The 18,189-nt window shown below is 67.8% G+C and carries 17 protein-coding genes and 1 riboswitch; of the genes, 3 read left to right on the forward strand and 14 right to left on the reverse strand.

The genetic code is table 11. The features are described 5' to 3' along the window. The 5 genes from ACK8OU_RS11290 to ACK8OU_RS11310 all read right to left on the reverse strand — a co-directional run. Nucleotides 1-1,182, reverse strand: a 1,182-nt coding sequence (locus tag ACK8OU_RS11290; protein ID WP_410303528.1) for an NtaA/DmoA family FMN-dependent monooxygenase, incomplete at its 3' end; no start/stop codon positions are given. Continuing rightward, nucleotides 1,179-2,156 (reverse strand): ABC transporter substrate-binding protein, encoded by a 978-nt coding sequence (locus tag ACK8OU_RS11295; protein ID WP_410303529.1) that lies wholly within the window; start codon nt 2,154-2,156, stop codon nt 1,179-1,181. The genes ACK8OU_RS11295 and ACK8OU_RS11290, both read right to left, overlap by 4 nt. Then, on the reverse strand, nt 2,153-2,896 hold the full coding sequence (locus tag ACK8OU_RS11300) for an ABC transporter ATP-binding protein (RefSeq protein ID WP_410303530.1): 744 nt from the start codon (nt 2,894-2,896) through the stop codon (nt 2,153-2,155). Before ACK8OU_RS11300 ends, ACK8OU_RS11295 begins: the two co-directional genes overlap by 4 nt. Next, nucleotides 2,889-3,644 (reverse strand): ABC transporter permease, encoded by a 756-nt coding sequence (locus ACK8OU_RS11305; protein WP_410303531.1) that lies wholly within the window; start codon nt 3,642-3,644, stop codon nt 2,889-2,891. Before ACK8OU_RS11305 ends, ACK8OU_RS11300 begins: the two co-directional genes overlap by 8 nt. Before the next feature lie 20 nt (nt 3,645-3,664). After that, complete coding sequence (locus tag ACK8OU_RS11310; RefSeq protein ID WP_410303532.1) at nt 3,665-4,276, reverse strand: YkoF family thiamine/hydroxymethylpyrimidine-binding protein; 612 nt, start codon at nt 4,274-4,276, stop codon at nt 3,665-3,667. Then, nucleotides 4,267-4,373, reverse strand: a riboswitch (TPP riboswitch). Its footprint overlaps the gene before it by 10 nt. Before the next feature lie 5 nt (nt 4,374-4,378). Between ACK8OU_RS11310 and ACK8OU_RS11315 the strand changes: the two genes are divergently transcribed. Then, nucleotides 4,379-5,596, forward strand: coding sequence for an alpha-hydroxy acid oxidase (locus ACK8OU_RS11315; RefSeq protein ID WP_410303533.1), 1,218 nt, complete (start codon nt 4,379-4,381; stop codon nt 5,594-5,596). Here the strand turns inward: ACK8OU_RS11315 and ACK8OU_RS11320 are convergent. The 9 genes from ACK8OU_RS11320 to ACK8OU_RS11360 form a co-directional block, all read right to left on the reverse strand. Beyond that, nucleotides 5,589-6,401 (reverse strand): TonB family protein, encoded by an 813-nt coding sequence (locus tag ACK8OU_RS11320; protein ID WP_410303534.1) that lies wholly within the window; start codon nt 6,399-6,401, stop codon nt 5,589-5,591. The genes ACK8OU_RS11315 and ACK8OU_RS11320 overlap by 8 nt on opposite strands. Then, a complete protein-coding gene (exbD, locus tag ACK8OU_RS11325) occupies nt 6,398-6,844 on the reverse strand; it encodes a TonB system transport protein ExbD (protein WP_410303535.1) in 447 nt (148 codons plus the stop codon). Before exbD ends, ACK8OU_RS11320 begins: the two co-directional genes overlap by 4 nt. 3 nt (nt 6,845-6,847) lie before the next feature. Further along, nucleotides 6,848-7,627, reverse strand: coding sequence for a tonB-system energizer ExbB (gene exbB, locus ACK8OU_RS11330; protein ID WP_410303536.1), 780 nt, complete (start codon nt 7,625-7,627; stop codon nt 6,848-6,850). Nucleotide 7,628: 1 nt separating this feature from the next. After that, the gene (locus ACK8OU_RS11335; RefSeq protein WP_410303537.1) at nt 7,629-8,312 is read right to left on the reverse strand and encodes a Fe2+-dependent dioxygenase; all 684 of its coding nucleotides are present in this window, start codon (nt 8,310-8,312) and stop codon (nt 7,629-7,631) included. Between the two features lie 46 nt (nt 8,313-8,358). Then, a complete protein-coding gene (locus ACK8OU_RS11340; protein ID WP_410303538.1) occupies nt 8,359-10,746 on the reverse strand; it encodes a TonB-dependent receptor in 2,388 nt (795 codons plus the stop codon). A gap of 157 nt (nt 10,747-10,903) precedes the next feature. Then, a complete protein-coding gene (locus ACK8OU_RS11345) occupies nt 10,904-11,929 on the reverse strand; it encodes an AbrB family transcriptional regulator (protein WP_410303539.1) in 1,026 nt (341 codons plus the stop codon). A 99-nt stretch (nt 11,930-12,028) separates the two neighbouring features. Continuing rightward, a complete protein-coding gene (locus ACK8OU_RS11350; protein ID WP_410303540.1) occupies nt 12,029-13,129 on the reverse strand; it encodes a 4-oxalomesaconate tautomerase in 1,101 nt (366 codons plus the stop codon). Then, on the reverse strand, nt 13,122-13,793 hold the full coding sequence (locus ACK8OU_RS11355) for a 4-carboxy-4-hydroxy-2-oxoadipate aldolase/oxaloacetate decarboxylase (protein WP_410303541.1): 672 nt from the start codon (nt 13,791-13,793) through the stop codon (nt 13,122-13,124). Before ACK8OU_RS11355 ends, ACK8OU_RS11350 begins: the two co-directional genes overlap by 8 nt. Nucleotide 13,794: 1 nt before the next feature. After that, nucleotides 13,795-14,529, reverse strand: coding sequence for a PIG-L deacetylase family protein (locus ACK8OU_RS11360; protein WP_410303542.1), 735 nt, complete (start codon nt 14,527-14,529; stop codon nt 13,795-13,797). A gap of 312 nt (nt 14,530-14,841) precedes the next feature. On the opposite strand from ACK8OU_RS11360, the gene ACK8OU_RS11365 reads away from it, so the two are divergent. Continuing rightward, nucleotides 14,842-15,921 carry a tricarboxylate transporter gene (locus tag ACK8OU_RS11365; protein ID WP_410303543.1) on the forward strand — a complete coding sequence of 360 codons (1,080 nt, stop codon included), beginning with the start codon at nt 14,842-14,844 and terminating at the stop codon, nt 15,919-15,921. 80 nt (nt 15,922-16,001) lie between these two features. Next, nucleotides 16,002-18,014 carry a tripartite tricarboxylate transporter permease gene (locus ACK8OU_RS11370; protein ID WP_410303544.1) on the forward strand — a complete coding sequence of 671 codons (2,013 nt, stop codon included), beginning with the start codon at nt 16,002-16,004 and terminating at the stop codon, nt 18,012-18,014. The last annotated feature ends 175 nt before the right edge of the window (nt 18,015-18,189 follow it).

Consider the following 18,189-nt stretch of genomic DNA (forward strand, 5'->3'; position numbering starts at 1 on the left):
TGTAATGTCCTGCGGAAGTTCGGGCGGCATGACGTTGAAGCCGTCTGCGGCGCCCGCGACGACCCAGTCCTTCAGCACCTGTGCAACTTCGCGCCCCGTGCCTACCAACAACAGATGCCCGCGTCCGGCGGCGAAACGCGCGATCAGCTGGCGCAGCGTCAGGCGGCTCTGCTGCGCCTCGGCCAGCAGCAGATGCGCGCGGGAATTGCTGAAGCGGTTTTCCCGCAGGTCATCCGGGCCCAGGGGCAGTTTGCGGTCAAGGTCGAGCCCATCGAATGACAGGCCGGTAAAGCGGCCAAGTTTGGCCAGAAGGTGATCCAGCCCGATCCTTTCGGTCAGGGCTTGCAACCGTGCTTCGGCCTCAGCCCGGGTGTCGGCCACGAAGGCGACGACCCCGGGCAGAACCTTTACCCCATCGGGATCGCGGCCGGCTGCGGCGGCCCCGGCGCGGATGCGGGCACGGAAAACCTTGGCAGAGGCCCGGTCGCACTGGACGGTAAAGACATGGTCTGCATGGCGGGCGGCAAAGGCCATCCCTTCGGCAGAGGACCCGGCCTGCGCCAGAAGCGGGCGGGCATGCGGCGCGGGTGAAAGGTTGACAGGGCCACCGATTGCCCCATACCGGCCCCGGTGCCAGACCTGCGCCGGCGCGCGGCTCAGGAAGCGTCCCGTGTCCTTGTCGGCCACCCTCTCGATCCCGTCCCATTGATCCCACAGCGCACGGACCCCCTGGACCACATCTTCGGCGATGGCATAGCGATCGGCGGTGTCAGGCATCTCGGCCCAGCCGAAATTCGCGGCCTCCTGTGGATAGGAAGAGGTAACGATGTTCCATCCGGCCCGCCCCCCCGACAGATGGTGCAGGGTAAGGATGCGGCGGGCCAGGTGCCAGGGGTGGTTGAAGCTGGTCGAGGCGGTGCCCGTCAGCATGATCCGCGAGGTCACCCCGGCCAGCGCGGCCAACACCATGAACGGATCGAGCGCCTCGGACGGATGATGTTCGGGCCGGTCCTGCAGGCAGAGGATGTCGCCCAGAAACAGCCCGTCGAACCCCGCTGTCTCGGCCGCGCGCGCGCAGGCCAGCCAATGGCCCGGCTCCAGCGGTGCGGTGGCGCGCGCGGCAGGCGCACGCCAGGCCGCCTCGTGGCTGCCGTGGCCGAAAAGGACGGCGTTAAGGATCATTGCGGCATCCAGCCCTGGTCGAACCAGCCCGACACATCGCCCGGCCAGACCAGCGCCGCGCCGCCCGCATCCTTCAGCACGCCGCTGTCGAACAGAAACCGGGCCATTGTCGTGAACCGTTCCGGGTCGATCCGGCCCACCGGGGCATCGCCATCACGCAGATAGCCGCCCGCGACGATGGCCTGCATCGAGCCGTGGACAAGACCGGGGTTCGGAAAATCGCCCGCCGCGATCATCATGTCCGCAGCCTCGGCGGGATGTTCGGCGGCCCATTCATAGCCCGCCTGTGTGGCACGCATGAAGGCGGCGACCATCCCGGGGTCGGCCTGCAGAACCTCATCCCGCGTTGCGATATAGCCGTTGTGCTGATCGGGGATGCCGTAATCGGCATAGCGGAAGGCGGATTGGCGGCGGCCCAGAAGCGCGCCGTTCACGCCTTCCCAGGTGGCGACCTCCAGCGTGAAATCGACCGCGCCGGTGGCCAGCGCCTCATAGGCGCCGGTGCCAAGGGTGACCGTATCCCAGACCGGCGCGCCACCGTCATTGCGGATCATCGTGCCGATCAGCGCCGCCTCCCAGGCGCTGCCGAACCCGGCATAGGTCTTGCCCGACAGATCGGCCGGGCGTTTGATCGCGGCATTGTCGGAATTATAGACCAGCCGCCCGGTTTCGTGCTGCATGGTGGCCCAAAGCGCGGTCAGATCCGCCCCGCCGGCCCTGGCGCTGAGAAACCCCAGCGAGGTCAGATAGCCGAAATCCGCCGCGCCCGCCGCCAGCAACGCGGCCGAACTTGTGTCGGAATAGGGCAGGATATCGACCTCCAGCCCGGCCTCGGCGTAAAGCCCCCGGTCGCGGGCGACAATCAGGCCGATATGGTTGGTGTTCAGCGTCCAGTCCAGCGCGATGGTGACGTTCCCGGCCAGCGCGGGAAGCGGCAGGGCCAGCAGCGCGGCAAGAAGAAGGGGGCGGATCATCGGGATATTTCCTCCAGCAACAGGGATTTCAGGGTTTCGCGCAGGGGGGCCATTGCGGCCTCGTCGCGCCGGTCTTGGGGTATGGCGATCGGGATGTCCGACAGGATCCGGCCGGGCCCTGCGGCCATCACAAGGATGCGGTCGGCCAGGCGGGTGGCCTCGTGCAGGTCATGGGTCACCAGCAGGACAGCACGCGCCTGATCCTGCAGCCGATCCATAAGCCAGGCCTGCATCCGCATCCGCGTTACCGCATCCAGCGCCGAGAACGGTTCGTCCAGCAGGACAAAGCGGCTGTCCCGGACGATGGTGCGCAGGAAGGCCGCGCGCTGGCGCATCCCGCCAGAAACCTGCGCGGGAAACAGCGCCCCGGCCCCGGCAAGGCCAAAGGGCGCAAACAGCGGCGTCACCCGCGCCAGCGCCACGCGGCGTGGCAGGCCCGCGACGGTCAGCCCAAGCGCCGCGTTTTCCGCCAGGGTCAGCCAGGGGAACAACGCGTCGCTTTGCGGCTGATAGCCAAGCGCGGCATGGGGCGGCCGGATCGGCGCGCCGTCCAGCATCACCTGCCCGCTTGCCCGCAATTCGCCCGGCAGGATCCCCGCCAGCCATTTCAGCACCGAGGTCTTGCCACAGCCCGACGGCCCGATCAGCGCGGTAATCCCCCTGTCGGGCAGGCGCAGCGACAGGTCGCGGACCAGATCGCGCCCGCCCGCGGTGATGGTCAGGCCGCGGATCTCAAGCATCGCGCCGCACCCCGGGGCCCCGCGCCGTCAGCCGGTCCAGAAGCTGTAAAAGACCCAGCAGCGCCAGCGTCAACACGGCCGAAACCACCACGGCCGCCAGCACCAGGTCGGCGCGGAAATTATTCTTGGCCGCCAGGATATAGATGCCCAAGCCCCGCCGCGCCCCGGCATATTCGGCAAAGATCGTTGCAACGATGGCATAGGTCGCCGAAATCCGCAGCCCGGCCACAAAGCTCGCCCGCGCCGAAGGCAGCGTCGCGCGACGAAACACCGCCCATTGCCCCGCCCCCATTGCCGCCAGCAGGTCGGCGAATGCCTGCGGCGTCTGGCGATAGCCAGACAGCAGGCTTAGCAGCATCGGAAAGAAGGTCACCAGAATGACCAGCAACACCTTGGGCAGCAGCCCAAAGCCGAACCACAGGATCATCAGCGGCGCCAGCGCCACCAGCGGTACCGTCTGGCTGGCCGCGAACACCGGCATCAGCGCCCGTTCCGCCCGCGGCAGGAAATGCAGCGCCATCGAACTCAGCACGGCAAAGCCCACCGACAGCGAAAACCCCAGCGTGGCGACACCGGCGGTGGCCAGCGCATGGATGCCGATCTCGGCCCGGTTGCGGATCAGGGCGCCCAGAACGCCTGACGGCGCCGGCAGGATCAGCGGCGATACCCCCGACTGGCGGCAATAAACCTCCCACCCGGCAAGAAGGGCGGCAAACAGCGCCAGCGGCGCCAGAACACGCGACAGCATCGCAAACCTCCTGCGGCGGTTCAGCGCGGCGAGGGGCTGTTGGCCGAGGCTGTCAGATCGATGGTGACGTGACCCTCGGCCGGGCCAAAGCGCAGGAATGCCTGACGCACGGTTTCAAACACCGCGCCCGCATCGCCCCGCAACCGGGTGCAAAAGTTCTTGGACCGCAGGAACGTGCCCGAGGATTTCAGGAACGCGATGCAGCCATAAATCTCGTCCATGTGGTGGTCCTGCCCCAGCACATAAAGCGAGAATTGCACGTCGATCCCGACCCCGGTCACAGGCGCATGCGCGACCTGGGCCAATGCCAGGGCCTGTCGTTCGGCCAGTGGCAGGTGCTGCGCCACCGACAGGATATCGCAGCGGCAGGATGGATCATCCGGCTCTCCGGGGCAGCCGCGCGACAGGGTGACATGCATGGTCACATGCGCGGGGTCACGCGCCGTGCGCGCGAACAGATCGCGGATCGCATCCAGCAGCGGCCCGGGCGCGCCCACCATCAGCGTCGAGACATCATCGGTCTCGATCCGCAGCTGGTCGCGATAGGGGGAAAGGGCCTCAAGCCCCGACAGGATGACGCGGACAAAATCCGACGTCATGGGATAAAGCGACACCTGCGCGCCGATGAACATGTTTGCCTCGCTCCGCCGGTATTACCCGGATCAGCTGTAAAGGGTTCGCGCGGTATTGCGCATCTCAGCCCCGACCGGAGCACCCCTGGTTATGCCGCGACCATGGCGCCCGGGCGCAGGACTGTCAAGCAGGGGCGGACCGGCCATGAGACCGGGGCCAGGGCCGGTTCGTCCTGGGGCGAAATCTTCGCGGCGCCTGACCCCATGATCCCCGCCGGGCTTGCAGCGGCGCTGCCGCGTCGAAATACTGGCGCCGCCCCCCTGTGGGGCTGCCATACCGGAGAGATCGTCGTGACCCCCCCGCTGCATGACCTTGAAGCCGCCGCCGCGCAGTGCCTGCCTGCGCCCGCCTTTGCCTATGTCGCGGGGGGCGCGGGGCGGGAACGGACGTTGCGCGCCAATGAACTGGCCTGGGGCGACCATGCCCTGCGCCCGCGTCTGATGGCCGATATGGCGGGGTTTTCGACCGCCACCGCCCTTGCCGGGCTACAGCTGGACTTTCCCTGCCTGGTCGCGCCGATGGCCTTTCAGCGCCTGGCCTGCGCGGAAGGCGAGGCCGCGATGGCCCAGGCGGCGGCCGCGCAGGGCGCGGGGTTCGTGCTGTCGTGCCAGACCTCGGTTCCGCCCGAGGATGCGACCGTGGCCCCGTTCTGGTTCCAGCTCTATCTGCAACCCGATCCGGCCGCGACGCGGGCGCTCGCGGCGCGGGCGCTGGCGGCGGGGGCGGCGGCGCTGGTGGTGACGGTGGATGCGCCGCTGAACGGCGTGCGAAACCGTGAAATCGCGGCGGGCTTTCGGCTGCCCGAAGGTATCCGCCCGGTGATGCTGGATGCGCTGCCTGCGCCTGCGCCCGCAGGGATTGCGGGGCTGCTGGCGCGCGCGCCGGTCTGGAAGGATCTGGCGGCTTTGTGCGCCGAAAGCCCGGTGCCGGTGCTGGCCAAGGGCGTGATGACACCCGAGGATGCCACCCGCGCGGTCCAGGCCGGATGCGCCGGGGTGATCGTATCGAACCACGGGGGCCGGGTGCTGGATGGCCTGCCCCCCACCGCCCGCGTTCTGCCCGCGATCCGCGCCGCCCTGCCCGGTGTGCCGATGCTGGTCGATGGCGGCATCCGCTCGGGCGAGGATATGCTGGTGGCACTGGCCCTTGGGGCGGATGCGGTCCTGCTGGGCCGCCCCGCCTTTTACGCGCTGGCCATCGACGGGGCGGCGGGTGTGGCCGCCTGCCTGCGGCGGCTGCGCGACGAATTCGCCGTGGCGATGGGGCTGATGGGGCGACGGACGCTGGCCGGGATCGGCCCCGATTGCCTGTTCACCTGACCGAATAGGCGATCGGCACCCGCATCGGGAACGGCCCCGGCCCCATCGCGGCGGGCGGTGCGGGCAGTCGCGCCAGCCCGTCGATCAGCGCCAGCGCCGCACGGTCCAGCACAGGATGACCCGAGCTTTCCAGCACCGACCGCGCCACCACCCGGCCATAGCTGTCCAGGCTGAAACCCAGGATCACCTTGCCCTCGGCCCGCGCCTGCCGGGCGGCCCCGGGATAGGTCTTGGCGGCGGCCAGCGCCAGAACGATGGCCTTCTGCCAATCCTCGATCCGGGCCGTGTCCTCATCCGACAGGCCGATTTCCGCCTCGGTCGAACTGCTTTGCGCCTGATCGCCCGCGCTTGGCTCGGGGCTGGCGGCGGTTGCGGGCGGGGCGAATTCGGTATGCTCCTGCTCTTGCACCTCGGTGGCGACCTCGGTTGCCTCCTTCTCGGCCTCAATCGGGTCATCGGGGGTCGAGATGCGGAATTGCAGGTCCGGGTCGGTCACCGGGTCAGGGATCTGCGCCAGCATCGGGTCATTCGCGGCCCGTGCCGGTTCGGTCTGTTCGGGACTGTCCAGCTGCGCGGCGCTGTCGGCGGCGGCCTCGCCCTTGGCCAGGTCGGTCTCGGGCGCGGCCAGGATCATGTCGACATCGGCCAGATCGATGAATTCGCGCCCTTTCAGCCCGGCCTCTGCCGGGGGCGGGGCCACGGGCTGCGCCAGAAAGGCGGCCAGCACCGCCGCATGGGCCGCGGCGCTGATGCCAAGGCCGATGGCCCAGACGGGCGCGGCCCGGGCGGGAAACGCCAGGCTCATGGCGCGGCCCCTTCGGCAGGCGCGGGATCTTCCTCCAGCCCGACCAGGCCGATCTTCAGATAGCCGGTCCCGCGCATCCGGTTCATCACCGCCATCACCTCGCCATAGGGCACGGCGCGGTCGGCGGAAATATAGATCCGCGTGTCGCGTTTCAGGCCCGTGGCGATGTCCAGCTCCATCGACAGTGCATCCAGCGTGATCGGCAGATCCCCCACCAGCAGCGACAGGTCGGATTGCACCGTCACAATCACCGGCTCGGCCGGGCGCGGCGCGGGGGTGGCGGTGGCCACCGGCAATTCCACCGGCACATCCACCGTGGACAGCGGCGCCGCCACCATGAAGATGATCAACAGCACCAGCATCACATCGATGAACGGGGTAATGTTGATGTCGGTATTGGCGGCCAGATCGTCATCTGCGCCTGAAGAAAGTCTTGCACCCATGGCCTATTCCGCCGCCAGGGGGATGACATCGGCCCCGTCGGGTGCGGTCTGCGCGGCCCGGTCCAGATCGCGCGACAGGGTCCGTTCCACCAGCGCCGCCGCATCGCCCAGCCGCGCCCGATAGCCGCCGATGGCGCGGGTCAGATGGTTGAACAACAACACCGCCGGGATCGCGGCGACAAGACCGATGGCGGTGGCCAGCAGCGCCTCGGCAATGCCGGGGGCGACGACGGCAAGGTTGGTGGTGCCGCTGGCCGCGATGCCGACAAAGGCATTCATGATGCCCCAGACGGTGCCGAACAGCCCGATGAACGGCGCGGTCGACCCGACCGAACCGATCACCGTCACCCCCGATTGCATCGCCCGCGCGGCCCCGCCTTCGATCCGCGCCAGTTCCATCGCGACACGCGCCTTGATGCCCGCCGCCGGCAGGCCGGTGGATGCGGCCATCTCGGCCAGGGCCGCGGCCTGCATCCGGCCCAGCTCGCCCCTGGGCGCAAGCCCCGCACCCAGGCGGCCATGCCCCGACAGCCGCCGGTAATCGCGCCCGATCCGGGCCGCGGCGCGCGCGATCTGCAACAGCTTGCCCAGCCAGATCGCCCAGACCAGAACCGAGGCCACCCCCAGCCCCAGCATCACCGATTTCACCACCCAGTCGGCATCCATGAACATCGCCAGCGGGGTCAGCGCATCCGATGTATCGGCGGCGGCCAGCCGGTCGGCCAGACCGGGCAGGCCCCAGTCGCGCAGCGTTGAAATCAGGGTTTCGTTGGAAGCAGCCATGTCAGACCTCGGCCCATTGGCGGATCAGGTTGTGGTAAATGCCGGTCAGGCGCAGCACGTCGGGCGCATTGGCGCCCAGTTCCCCGCCCAGCGACTGGATCGACTGGTCCAGATCGAACAGAATCTCGCGCCGCTGCGCGTCGCGCACCATCGACTGGACCCAGAAAAAGCTGGACACCCGGGCCCCACGCGTCACCGGCGTCACCTGATGCAGCGAGGTCGAGGGATAGACCACCGCCGACCCGGCAGGCAGCTTGACCGATTGCGCGCCGTAATGCCCCTCGATCACCAGATCGCCGCCGTCGTAATCCGACGGGTCGGACAGGAACAGCGTGCAGGACACATCGGTGCGGATCTGCCGCCCCGCGCCGGGGATGACGCGGATCGCATTGTCGACATGGGTGCCAAAGGTCTGCCCGCCCTCGTAGCGGTTGAACATCGGCGGCAGGATCTGCGCGGGCAGCACCGCCGACACCCAGACCGGATGCGCCGTCAGCGCGCCGATCAGCCGCGCCTGAAGGTCGGGCAGAATGGGGCTGTTCAGCGGGATCTGCGCGTTGCGCTTGATTTCCGCCGATTGCGGCCCGGCGGTGTGGCGGCCGTCCTGCCAGTCGGCGGCGTCCAGCGTGGCGCGGATTTGGGTGACCTCATCGCGGGTCAGGATGGCGGGAATGGTGATCAGCATCGGGCTGCTCCTTGAATGGCCCGGGCGATGCCGCCCGGGCAGTGTTTCAGAACTTCATGCTGAGGGTGACCGAGGCCGTCCGCCCCGGCGCGACATAGACGAAGGGCGACCCCGACCGATAGGCGGTGTCGTAATAGGTTTCGTCCAGCAGGTTATCGACGCGCATCGACAGCACCCGGTCATCGCCCAGGTCATATTCGGCCATCGCATCCAGCCGCCAATAGGCCGGCAGCGTGTTGCCATTGGCCGCCATCGTGCCAAGGTTCTGGCCGCCGTTCCAGGTGGCCTGCCCGCCGATGGTCCAGGCATCGGTCAGCCGATACTGCGCCAGCAGATTGAATTGCTTGTGCGCGGTATTGGCCAGTTCCTTGCCGATATCGTCCGCCACGGCGCTTGCCAGCACCTTGCTGTCCATCCAGGTCGCACCGCCATAAAGCGACAGGCGGTCCGTCACCTTGCCCGCGATGCCCAGTTCGATCCCGCGCACCCGGTATTTGCCCGTGGCCGAGGTCACCGCCGAAGCGCCGCGCCCAAGGGTTTCGCGCGCATTGGATTTCGTGGTCTGGAACGCCGCCGCCGTCAGGCCAAGGTGCCCCAGATCCCATTTCGTGCCCAATTCGATCGCACGGTTCTTTTCCGGGTCCAGCAGCTGGCCGGGCTCATCCAGGCCCGAATAGGCACCGCCGCCCGCATCCAGTTCCTGCCCCATCGGGTTGGCCGAGGTCGCATAGGCCAGATAGGCCATGCCCTGATCGTTCAGCCTGTAGGTCAGCCCCGCGTTCCAGCTGAACAGCGTGTCCTGCCGGGCATAGCGGTATGCGCCCTCGCCCGCGCCGCCCGTGCGCATGATGTCGTAATCATCAACCCGCAGGCCCAGGTTCAGGTCAAGCCTGTCCGACAGCGCCATTGTGTCGGTCAGATAGACCGACACCGTATCCACCTCGGTCACGCGGGGGGGGCCGGACAGCGTCAGCGTTGACCCCACGGGCCAGCAGACGGCGGTGTCGGGGTTCACCACCGTCACCAGATTGCTGCACGAACTGCCGCTGACCCCGCCGAAATCCTCGGACACGGCACCGGCATAGCCCCATTGGGTCACCTTTTCGCGCGAAAGGCCAAGGCCCGCGATCAGGCTGTGCCGCACCGCCCCGGTGTCAAGGCCAAAGGACAGCTCGGTCGTGTTCGACAGCGTGCGATTGATCTGGCGCGTGGATTTCGCCGACAGGTTCGACAGGATCCAGTCGTCCCCCACCAGCGTCGCCCCTGACGGGACCGAGACGACATAGTCGATGCCCGTCCGCCCGATCCGGGTGCGGTTGGTCAGCGCCACATCGGGGCTGATGTCATAGCGCAGCCCAAGGGTGGCGATGTCCTGGAACCCGTCCTGAAAATCGCGCCCCTCGACGGTATAAGTCGTGTCGCGGTCCAGCCCGATGGTTTCCGTCGCGGGGCCGCCGTTGATCCACGGGATGCCCCAGTCCGGCGTGCCGCTCATTTCAAGGTGATAGGCGTCCAGCGTCAGCTTCAGCCGATCGCTTGCGTCATATTCCGCCGCCAGCGACAGGCCACGCCGGTCATCCTCGATCCCGTCGCGGCCCGCAACCTCGGCGGTTTGCGCCATCACGCCAATGCGGGTGCGGAATCGGTCATTCCAGACCTTGTTCCAGTCAACCGTCTGGCGCGCCAGCGCGTTCAGGCCCAGCGTGGTTTCGGTCTGCACGAAATCATCGGCCTGCGGTTTCTTCGTCACCACGTTGACCGCGCCGCCCGTGGTGCCGCGCCCGCCGATCGACCCCGACGGCCCCTTGGTGATTTCCACCTGTTCGGTGTTGAACGTCTCGCGCAGCGCCGCGCCCGCGTCGCGCACACCGTCGATATAGACATCGTTGGTGGCCTTGAAGCCGCGGATATACAGCACGTCGCCAAAGGCATTGCCGCCCTCGCCCGTGCCCAGCGTCAGCCCCGGCGTGGTGCGCGCCAGTTCCCGGACCGAGGTGGCGTTCTTGTCGGCCAGCACCTCGGCGGTGATCGCATTCACCGTGCGCGCGGTCTGTGACAGCGGCTGACCCAGCAGGGAATTGCCCGAAGTCACGGCGCGATATCCGGCATTCGGGTCGGCATAGGGCGATAGCCCGCCCGTCCCTGCCACCGGGCCGGGCGCGGTCTGGGCCACCGGCACGGGCGCCGGGCTGGCCGCGGGGGCTGGCGCCTGAGCGGCCACGCGGGGCCTGCGTACCACGACGGGTTGTTCCGGCGCGGTGGTTTCCACCTCCAGCGTGGGCAGGGTGATCACATCGGGCGCCACGGTCTGCGCGCCAACCGGCGCGGCGGTCCCCATCACCGCGACAGTGGCCAGTGCAAGGCTGTTGCGTGCGGGCAGGCCTGCGCCATGCAGGCCCGGCTGCCTCAGCGAGGCAATCATTTTCATCGACATTTCTCGTCCCTTTGGAAAGTCTGGTGGATCGTTGACTGTTCAGCTCGGTGGCTGATCTCAGGGAAGAGAATGGCTGCCGTTCGGCAGGCGATACTATTGCCGAGTATTTAAGTCAATAATTATCGGGCCAAAATGTCGCAGGGAAAAATACGCCCGATCAACGCCGCAACAACCGGAAGGCCAGCGGCGCGACCATGATCACGAACAGGATGCGCGCCACATGATGCAGCGCGACAAAGGCCACATCCGCCCCGATCGCCATGGCGATCAATCCCATTTCGGTCAACCCGCCGGGGGCCAGGGCCAGCATGGCCTGTTCCATCCCGACCCCGGCGAACCGGGTTATCACCAGACCCGTGCCATAGGCCAGAACCAGGGTCAGCGCGGTGGCAATCACGCTCAGCACCCCGGCGCGCACCAGCGTGGCGGTGCCGATGCCACGGAACCGGCAGCCCAGCACCGTGCCCAGGATCACCTGGGCCGCATTGACCAACAGCGTGGGCGGCGCGCTTTCCGTCACCCCCGCCAGATGCACCGCCGCCGACAGCGCCAGCGGCCCCAGGAAGGTGGGCGCCGGAAATCGCAGCCGCTTGCCCAGCCAGATACCCAGCACCGCGCTGCCCAGCAGCACCAGCGCATCGGCCGCGCTGATCGCGCTGGCCGCCCCCATCGGCGCACCCACCGCCGCCTGCCCCTGCACCACGCGAAACCACACCGCGATCAGCGCGATGGTGGCCACGATGCGCAGGCTGTGGGCCAGGATCACCGGGGGCACCCTGGCGCCGGCGGCCTCGCCGATCTCGATCATCTCGTTCAGGCCGCCGGGCATGCCCGCGAAATAGGATGTGGTCCAGTCCAGCCGCCCGGCATAGCGATAGAACGGCACGATGGTCAGCGCCACCGCCACCACATAGGCCATCAATACCGCCACCGTGCCCAGCCAGACCTGCCCCTGCGCCAGAACATCGGGCGTGAAGCGCGACCCCAGCAGCACGCCGATCACCGTCACCACCCAGGGCCGGATGCGGTCGGGCCCCTTGACCGGCGCGCGCAGCACCGCCGCCGCCATCGTGGCAAACAGCGCGCCCAGCATCCAGGGCAACGGCAGCGACAGCGCGAAAAAGACCGCACCGCCCGCCGTTCCGATGACAAGGGCCAGCACTATGCGAAGCGGGTCGGGCAAGGGCATGTCCTTCAGGATCGGGGCGGGGCGCCGGGTTCGCGGCAATCTGGCCCAGATTGCCGCCGCCGTCCACCGCCCCCGGGCCCTTCGGGGCATGCCCTAACCCGATGGCGCGGCATCGGCCACCGGCGCGGGAAAGACGCGCCCGTCAAACAGCTTGCGCGCGGTGCGCAAGATCCCCGCACCCGCGACCGTGCCGTCGGGGGCGATGTCCAGCAGCACCTCGACCTGTCCGGTGGGATGTTCCACCAGGAACCGCCCATCCCCCGGCAGATGCGCCACCTGCGCGGCGGGACTTTCGGGCATCAGGCTGGCGGTGGCCACGCTGACCGCCGCCAGCACCCCGACCGAGGCATGAACCCGGTGCGGGATCAGGCTGCGCGTGGCAATCGTCCCGCCCTGCAGCGGGGCCGATACCAGCGTCATCTTGGGTACCGATTTGGCACGGACATCGCCCAGCCCCATCATCGGCCCGGCCTTCAGGCGGATCGCCTCGATCCGCGCCTTGACCGGGGCCATCGCCTCGATCACATCGCGATCCTCGGCCCCGGTCAGGCCGAAGGCGGCGGCGGGCATCACCACCACGGGCATGCCATTGTCGATCAGGGTGCAGGGCACCCCGTCAATGTCATCGCGCGCGCGCCCCGTGGGCAGCAGCGCCCCGCACATGGCGCCCGCGATGTCACGAAACATCAGCGGCACCGCGGCATGGCGCCCGGGCACCCCGTCGATCCGCGCCGCGCCGCCATAGCACACGCGCCCGCCCGGGGTGGTCACCCGCGCCAGCGCCACCTCGCCCGAGTTGCGCTGATGGATGCGCACCGGGGTTTCGCCTGGTACCGCCGCCACCAGCCCGCGTTCGATCGCCGCGGGGCCAGCGGCGGCCAGAATATTGCCGCAGGGCTGCGCCGCCGATACCCGCCCCTGATCGACAAAGACCTGCAGGAACAGGTAATCCACATCCGCATCATCCCGGCTGGGCGGCGACAGGATCGCCACCTTCGAGGTCAGCGGATCGCCGCCCCCGATCCCGTCGATCTGGCGCGGATCGGGGCTGCCCATGATGCGCAACAGCAGCGCATCGCGCGCGCCCGGATCGGCGGGCAGATCGCGGGCCAGGAACACCGCCGCCTTGGACGTGCCCCCCCGCATCCACAGGCACGGAATGCCATCCGCATCCGGGCAGGCCGGGTCAGACATATTTCAGCCCCTTCGCCGCCAGCCGCGCCCGCATGTCATAGATGTCCAGGCCCAGTTCCCCCGCCGCCAGGCGCCGGCGTTTCGCCTCTTCGGCGGCAAGGCGCGCTTCGGCGGCAGCCAGAACCGTCCCGGCACCGGCGCGGGGCACTACGACCACGCCATCATCATCGGCCACGATCACATCGCCCGCCGCGATCGCCTGCCCGGCGCAGATGATGGGCACATTGACCGACCCCAGCGTCTGCTTGACCGTGCCCTGCGCGCTGATCGCCCGCGACCAGACCGGAAAACCCATCGCGGTCAGGTCGCGCACATCGCGCACGCCCGCATCGATCACCAGCCCCCGGCAGCCCCGCGCCATCGCGCTGGTCGCCAGCAGATCGCCGAAATAGCCGTTGTCACAGGGGCTTGTGGGGGCCAGCACCAGAATGTCACCGGGCTGCAGCTGTTCAATGGCGACATGCACCATCCAGTTGTCGCCCGGCGGCGCGCTGATCGTGACCGCGGACCCCGCGATCTGCGCCCCCGCATAGATCGGCCGCATATGGCTGTGCAAACAGCCGCTGCGGCCCTGCGCCTCATGCACGGTGGCGACGCCCGCGCGCGCCAGCCCGTCGATCACCGCCGCCGGGGCGCGCGCAATGTTCTGCACCACAACGCCCATGTCACAGCTCATCCACGGTGCGCGGAAAGATCGACTGGAACCCTTCGGCATATTTGCAGCCCCGCCCCCCCGACTGCCCGCCCGAATTGCGGGTGAAGTGGTTGGCACGGTTCTGCGCCACGCGGGTGTAGAAGTCCCACAGATGTTCCTGGCCTTCCATGCATTCGATCGCGGCGCGCTTCCTGTCCCAGACCGGGGTGATGTCCAGGAAGGTGTCGGGCTTCCAGCCCATCTGTTCGGTCTGATGCGGTTCGAACAGATACAGCTGCGGCGCGCCCAGCACCTTTTCCCCCGGATTGTGGCCCCAGGCCTGCGCGGTGGACCGGCATTCCAGCACCACCTGCGTGGTATACATGTGATCGGAGTTATAGGGGTCGTATTGCGAATGGCTTAACATGAAGGCGGGCTGCACATCGCGCATCACGCCGACCAGCCGGTCCTTGTCGGCGCGGGCCATATCAAGCGGGTAATCGCCCAGATCAAAGGTGATCAGGTCATGCACGCCAAGTGCCGCGGCGGCGCGCTCGGCCTCGGCCCGGCGGGCATCCTTGACGCGCTGCAGGGTCATGCCGGGCTGTTTCCACAGCTTGGCGCTTTCGCCCCGTTCCCCGAATGACAGGCAGACCACGGTAACCTTGTATCCCATCTGCGCATGCAGCGCGATCGCGCCGCCGCAGCGCCAGACGAAATCGGCGGCATGGGCGGAAATGACAAGCGCGGTTTTCGCATCACTCATGGCGGGGGTCCTTTCCATGTTCATCGCTCCCAGCAAAGCCACCCCCGCGGGGCCAGATCAAATCCGAACCGCGTCAGGCCGGATAAGCACAGGCTATAGATACAGCTCGGGGCGGTGCAGATGCCGCATTTTCCCCGGTGCCGCGCCTGTCGGCGGGGCACGAGACGATACATGAATATTTTGCATCTAAGGTTTCTTTAAATGCGTTTGATTTGTGCCCGGCCCGCTGACAAGTCTTGGAACAGCCTGAAACACAAGCCGGCCCCGGGGCCGAAGCCCAGGCGACACGGGACTTGATAGGGAGGATCAAGCATGACCCATAAAACCATCGCCGCGACCATCGTCGCAGGCGTGATTGCGGCTGCCGGAACGGTGCAGGCCCAATCCCTTGGCGGCCAGACCGTCGAATTCACCATCCCCTTCTCGGAATCGGGCGGGTCGGGGCAATGGGCCAATTTCTATGCCCCGCGCCTGTCGCAGGCCCTGCCGGGCAATCCGACCGTGGTGGTGCGCTATCGCCCCGGCGCGGGGTCGACCGAAGGCGCCAACTGGTTCCAGACCCAGCAGGACAAGGGCAATGGCCTGACGGTCTTTGGCGATTCCGGGTCGACCAAATTCCCCTATCTGCTGGGCGATCCGCGCGTGCGCTATGAATATGCCGACTGGAAGCCGATCCTGGCCTCGGCCACGGGCGGGGTGATCTATCTGCCCCCGGATCTGGGCGCGCGTTTCGATGGCGACATGGATGACCTTCAGAATGAGGTCTATCTGTATGGCAGCCAGGGCGCGACCACACTGGACCTTGTGCCGCTTCTGGCGTTCAAGATGCTGGGACTGCAGGTCGATCCGGTCTTTGGCGTCGACGGACGCGGCGGCGGGCGTCTGATGTTCGAACGCGGCGAGGCGAACATCGATTATCAGACCTCATCGGCCTATATCGCCAATGTCCAGCCGCTGGTCGATGACGGGCAGGCGGTGCCGATCTTTACCTGGGGCGCGCTGGATGAGGCGGGCAATATCGTCCGCGACCCGACTTTCCCCGACCTGCCCAGCTTCAAGGAAGTGTGCGAGGCGACCGCCGTCTGTGAAACCGAAGGCACCGCATGGGATGCCTACAAGGCCTTCTTCGTCGCGGGTTTCGCCAACCAGAAGACGATCTTCCTGCCGGCCTCGGCCTCGCAAGAGACGGTCGATACCTACACCGAGGCGCTGCGCGCGATCACCACGGCGGACGGTTTCATGGATGAAGCGGGCGAAGTGCTGGGCGTCTATCCCCAGCTGATCGGCGCCGCCGCCGTCGAGGCGACCCGCCAGGCAACGGCCATCACCCCCGAGGCCAAGCAATATGTGCTGGACTGGCTGAAAGAGGACTACGGCATCACGATGGACTGACCCGTCCCTGACGCGACACCCCTGCCCGGGTTCCCCGGGCGGGGGTCCGGTTCCATACCATCAGCCAGCGGAGACCGCCCGTGGACACCCTAGCCCAAGCCTTGCCGAGCCTCGGCCAGGCGTTCGTTCTGATATTCCAGCCGATGCAGCTTTTGTATCTGATCGGCGGCGTGCTGCTTGGCCTGTCGATCGGTGTGCTGCCGGGCCTGGGCGGCATCGCGGGCCTGGCGCTGCTGCTGCCGTTCCTTTACGGGATGGAACCCGTATCGGGGCTGGCACTGATGATCGGGCTGATCGCGGTGATCCCCACATCGGACACTTTTTCATCGGTGCTGATGGGCATCCCCGGATCATCGGCCAGCCAGGCCACGGTGCTGGACGGCTTTCCCCTGTCGAAACAGGGCCATGCCGCGCGCGCGCTGTCGGCGGCCTTCGCCTCATCGCTGGCGGGGGGGCTGTTCGGGGCGGTCGTGCTGACCTTCTTCATCCTGATCGCGCGCCCGCTGATCCTGGCCTTCGGCCTGCCCGAGATGTTGATGATCACCATTCTGGGCCTGTCGATGGTGGCAATCCTGGCCGGGCGGGTCCCCCTGAAAGGGGTGGTCGCGGCGGGCCTGGGCGTGATGGTGGGCACCATCGGCGCCGCGCCCGCGGGCGGCAGCCTGCGCATGTCCACCTATGACATGCCCTATCTGGTCGATGGCTTTCAGCTGGTGATCGTGGGCCTTGGCATCTATGCGATCCCCGAAATCGTATCGCTTCTGCGCCAGGACCGCGCAATTTCCGAAGGCGGCAATCTGGGCGATGGCTGGGTGCAGGGCGTACGCGACTGGTGGACGCACAAATGGCTGTCGATGCGCTGCGCCACGATCGGGGTGATCGTCGGCGTGATCCCGGGCCTGGGCGGATCGGTGGTGGACTGGCTGGCCTATGGGTCGGCCGTGCAGACCGCCAAGGACCGGTCACAATTCGGCCAGGGCGACATCCGCGGCGTGATCGCGCCCGAAAGTTCCAACAACGCGAAAGAGGGCGGCGGGCTGGTGCCCACGCTGATCTTCGGCATCCCCGGATCGGGGTCGATGGCGATCTTCCTGGGCGGGCTGGCGCTGTTGAACATGACGCCGGGCCCGCAGATGGTGCGCAACAATCTGGACGTGACCTACACCATCGTCTGGTCGCTGGCGCTGGCCAATGTCTTTGGCGCGGGGCTGTGCATCCTGTTGTCGAAATACATCGCGCGGATGACCACGATCCGGTTCACCGTCATCGCGCCCTATCTGTTCATGATCATCGCCTTCGCCGCCTTTCAGTCGCGCCAGTCGGCGCTGGATCTGGCGGCGCTGGTGGGTATCGGCATCCTGGGCGTGTTGCTGCGCCGGTTCGATTTCTCGCGCCCGGCCTTCCTGATCGGGTTTGTGCTGTCCACCCAGACCGAGATCTTCGTGAACCAGGCCTATCAGATCGCCGGCGCCCGGTTCCGCCGGTCGTTCGAGGCAGGCTGGGATTACCTGCTGTCGCCGATCACCGTGGGGCTTTTGGTGCTGACGGTGGTGTCGGTCGTCGTGGGCATCCGCGCGGCCAGGCATATCCGCGAAAACATCGACGCCCCCACCGGCACCAAGACCGCCCCGGCGATTTTCCTGGGCGTCGTCGTGGCCTATCTGGCGGTGTCCTGCCTGGATGCCTGGGGCGTGGGCCGGGTGCAGGACAAGATCTTTCCGCTGACCATCGGGCTGGTCACGCTGGCGGGCGGGCTGATCCTGGTGGCGCGGATGCTGCGCAAGCCTGCCGGTGACGATGTCTTCATCGACCTGGAATGCGGCACCGAGGGGCAGGCCCCCCACGGCCTGTGGTCGACGCTGGGCTGGTTCGTGGCGCTGGTCATGCTGACATTCGCGCTTGGCCTGTTCCTGGCGCTGACGATCTTCCTGCTGGCCTTCTTCCGCCTGCGCGGCCGCTTTGGCTGGGGCCGGACGATCCTGGCCTCGGGCCTTGGGCTGGGCTTCATCACGGGGCTGGCCGCGGTGCTGGGGCGCGATCTGCCGCCCGGCTGGCTGCAAACCCTGATCGAGCTTCCCTGGCCACTGACATAGGGCAGACCCATGACGCAAACGGCAATTCCCTACCTGTTCCTGCGCGGCGGGGTCGGGGCGATCCGCCTGCTGGCCCGCGGTCAGGTGATGGTGCCCGCAAGCCTGTGGTCCCCGCCCGCCTGACGCCGCCCCCAACACTGCCACCCGAACCCTGCCACCCGGACGCAAGCCAAAG

Origin of the sequence: Pontitalea aquivivens, from assembly GCF_046507575.1 — a bacterium.
GTDB classification, from domain to species: Bacteria; Pseudomonadota; Alphaproteobacteria; order Rhodobacterales; family Rhodobacteraceae; genus Pontitalea; species Pontitalea aquivivens.

Coding starts and splice junctions, on each gene's coding strand:
- ACK8OU_RS11350 (WP_410303540.1), bottom strand. CDS start 13,129: ATGTCTGACCCGGCCTGCCCGGATGCGGATGGCATTCCGTGCCTGTGG.
- ACK8OU_RS11295 (WP_410303529.1), bottom strand. CDS start 2,156: ATGATCCGCCCCCTTCTTCTTGCCGCGCTGCTGGCCCTGCCGCTTCCC.
- ACK8OU_RS11355 (WP_410303541.1), bottom strand. CDS start 13,793: ATGGGCGTTGTGGTGCAGAACATTGCGCGCGCCCCGGCGGCGGTGATC.
- ACK8OU_RS11300 (WP_410303530.1), bottom strand. CDS start 2,896: ATGCTTGAGATCCGCGGCCTGACCATCACCGCGGGCGGGCGCGATCTG.
- ACK8OU_RS11315 (WP_410303533.1), top strand. CDS start 4,379: ATGGCGCCCGGGCGCAGGACTGTCAAGCAGGGGCGGACCGGCCATGAG.
- exbD (WP_410303535.1), bottom strand. CDS start 6,844: ATGGGTGCAAGACTTTCTTCAGGCGCAGATGACGATCTGGCCGCCAAT.
- ACK8OU_RS11360 (WP_410303542.1), bottom strand. CDS start 14,529: ATGAGTGATGCGAAAACCGCGCTTGTCATTTCCGCCCATGCCGCCGAT.
- ACK8OU_RS11310 (WP_410303532.1), bottom strand. CDS start 4,276: ATGTTCATCGGCGCGCAGGTGTCGCTTTATCCCATGACGTCGGATTTT.
- exbB (WP_410303536.1), bottom strand. CDS start 7,627: ATGGCTGCTTCCAACGAAACCCTGATTTCAACGCTGCGCGACTGGGGC.
- ACK8OU_RS11340 (WP_410303538.1), bottom strand. CDS start 10,746: ATGTCGATGAAAATGATTGCCTCGCTGAGGCAGCCGGGCCTGCATGGC.
- ACK8OU_RS11335 (WP_410303537.1), bottom strand. CDS start 8,312: ATGCTGATCACCATTCCCGCCATCCTGACCCGCGATGAGGTCACCCAA.
- ACK8OU_RS11320 (WP_410303534.1), bottom strand. CDS start 6,401: ATGAGCCTGGCGTTTCCCGCCCGGGCCGCGCCCGTCTGGGCCATCGGC.
- ACK8OU_RS11365 (WP_410303543.1), top strand. CDS start 14,842: ATGACCCATAAAACCATCGCCGCGACCATCGTCGCAGGCGTGATTGCG.
- ACK8OU_RS11305 (WP_410303531.1), bottom strand. CDS start 3,644: ATGCTGTCGCGTGTTCTGGCGCCGCTGGCGCTGTTTGCCGCCCTTCTT.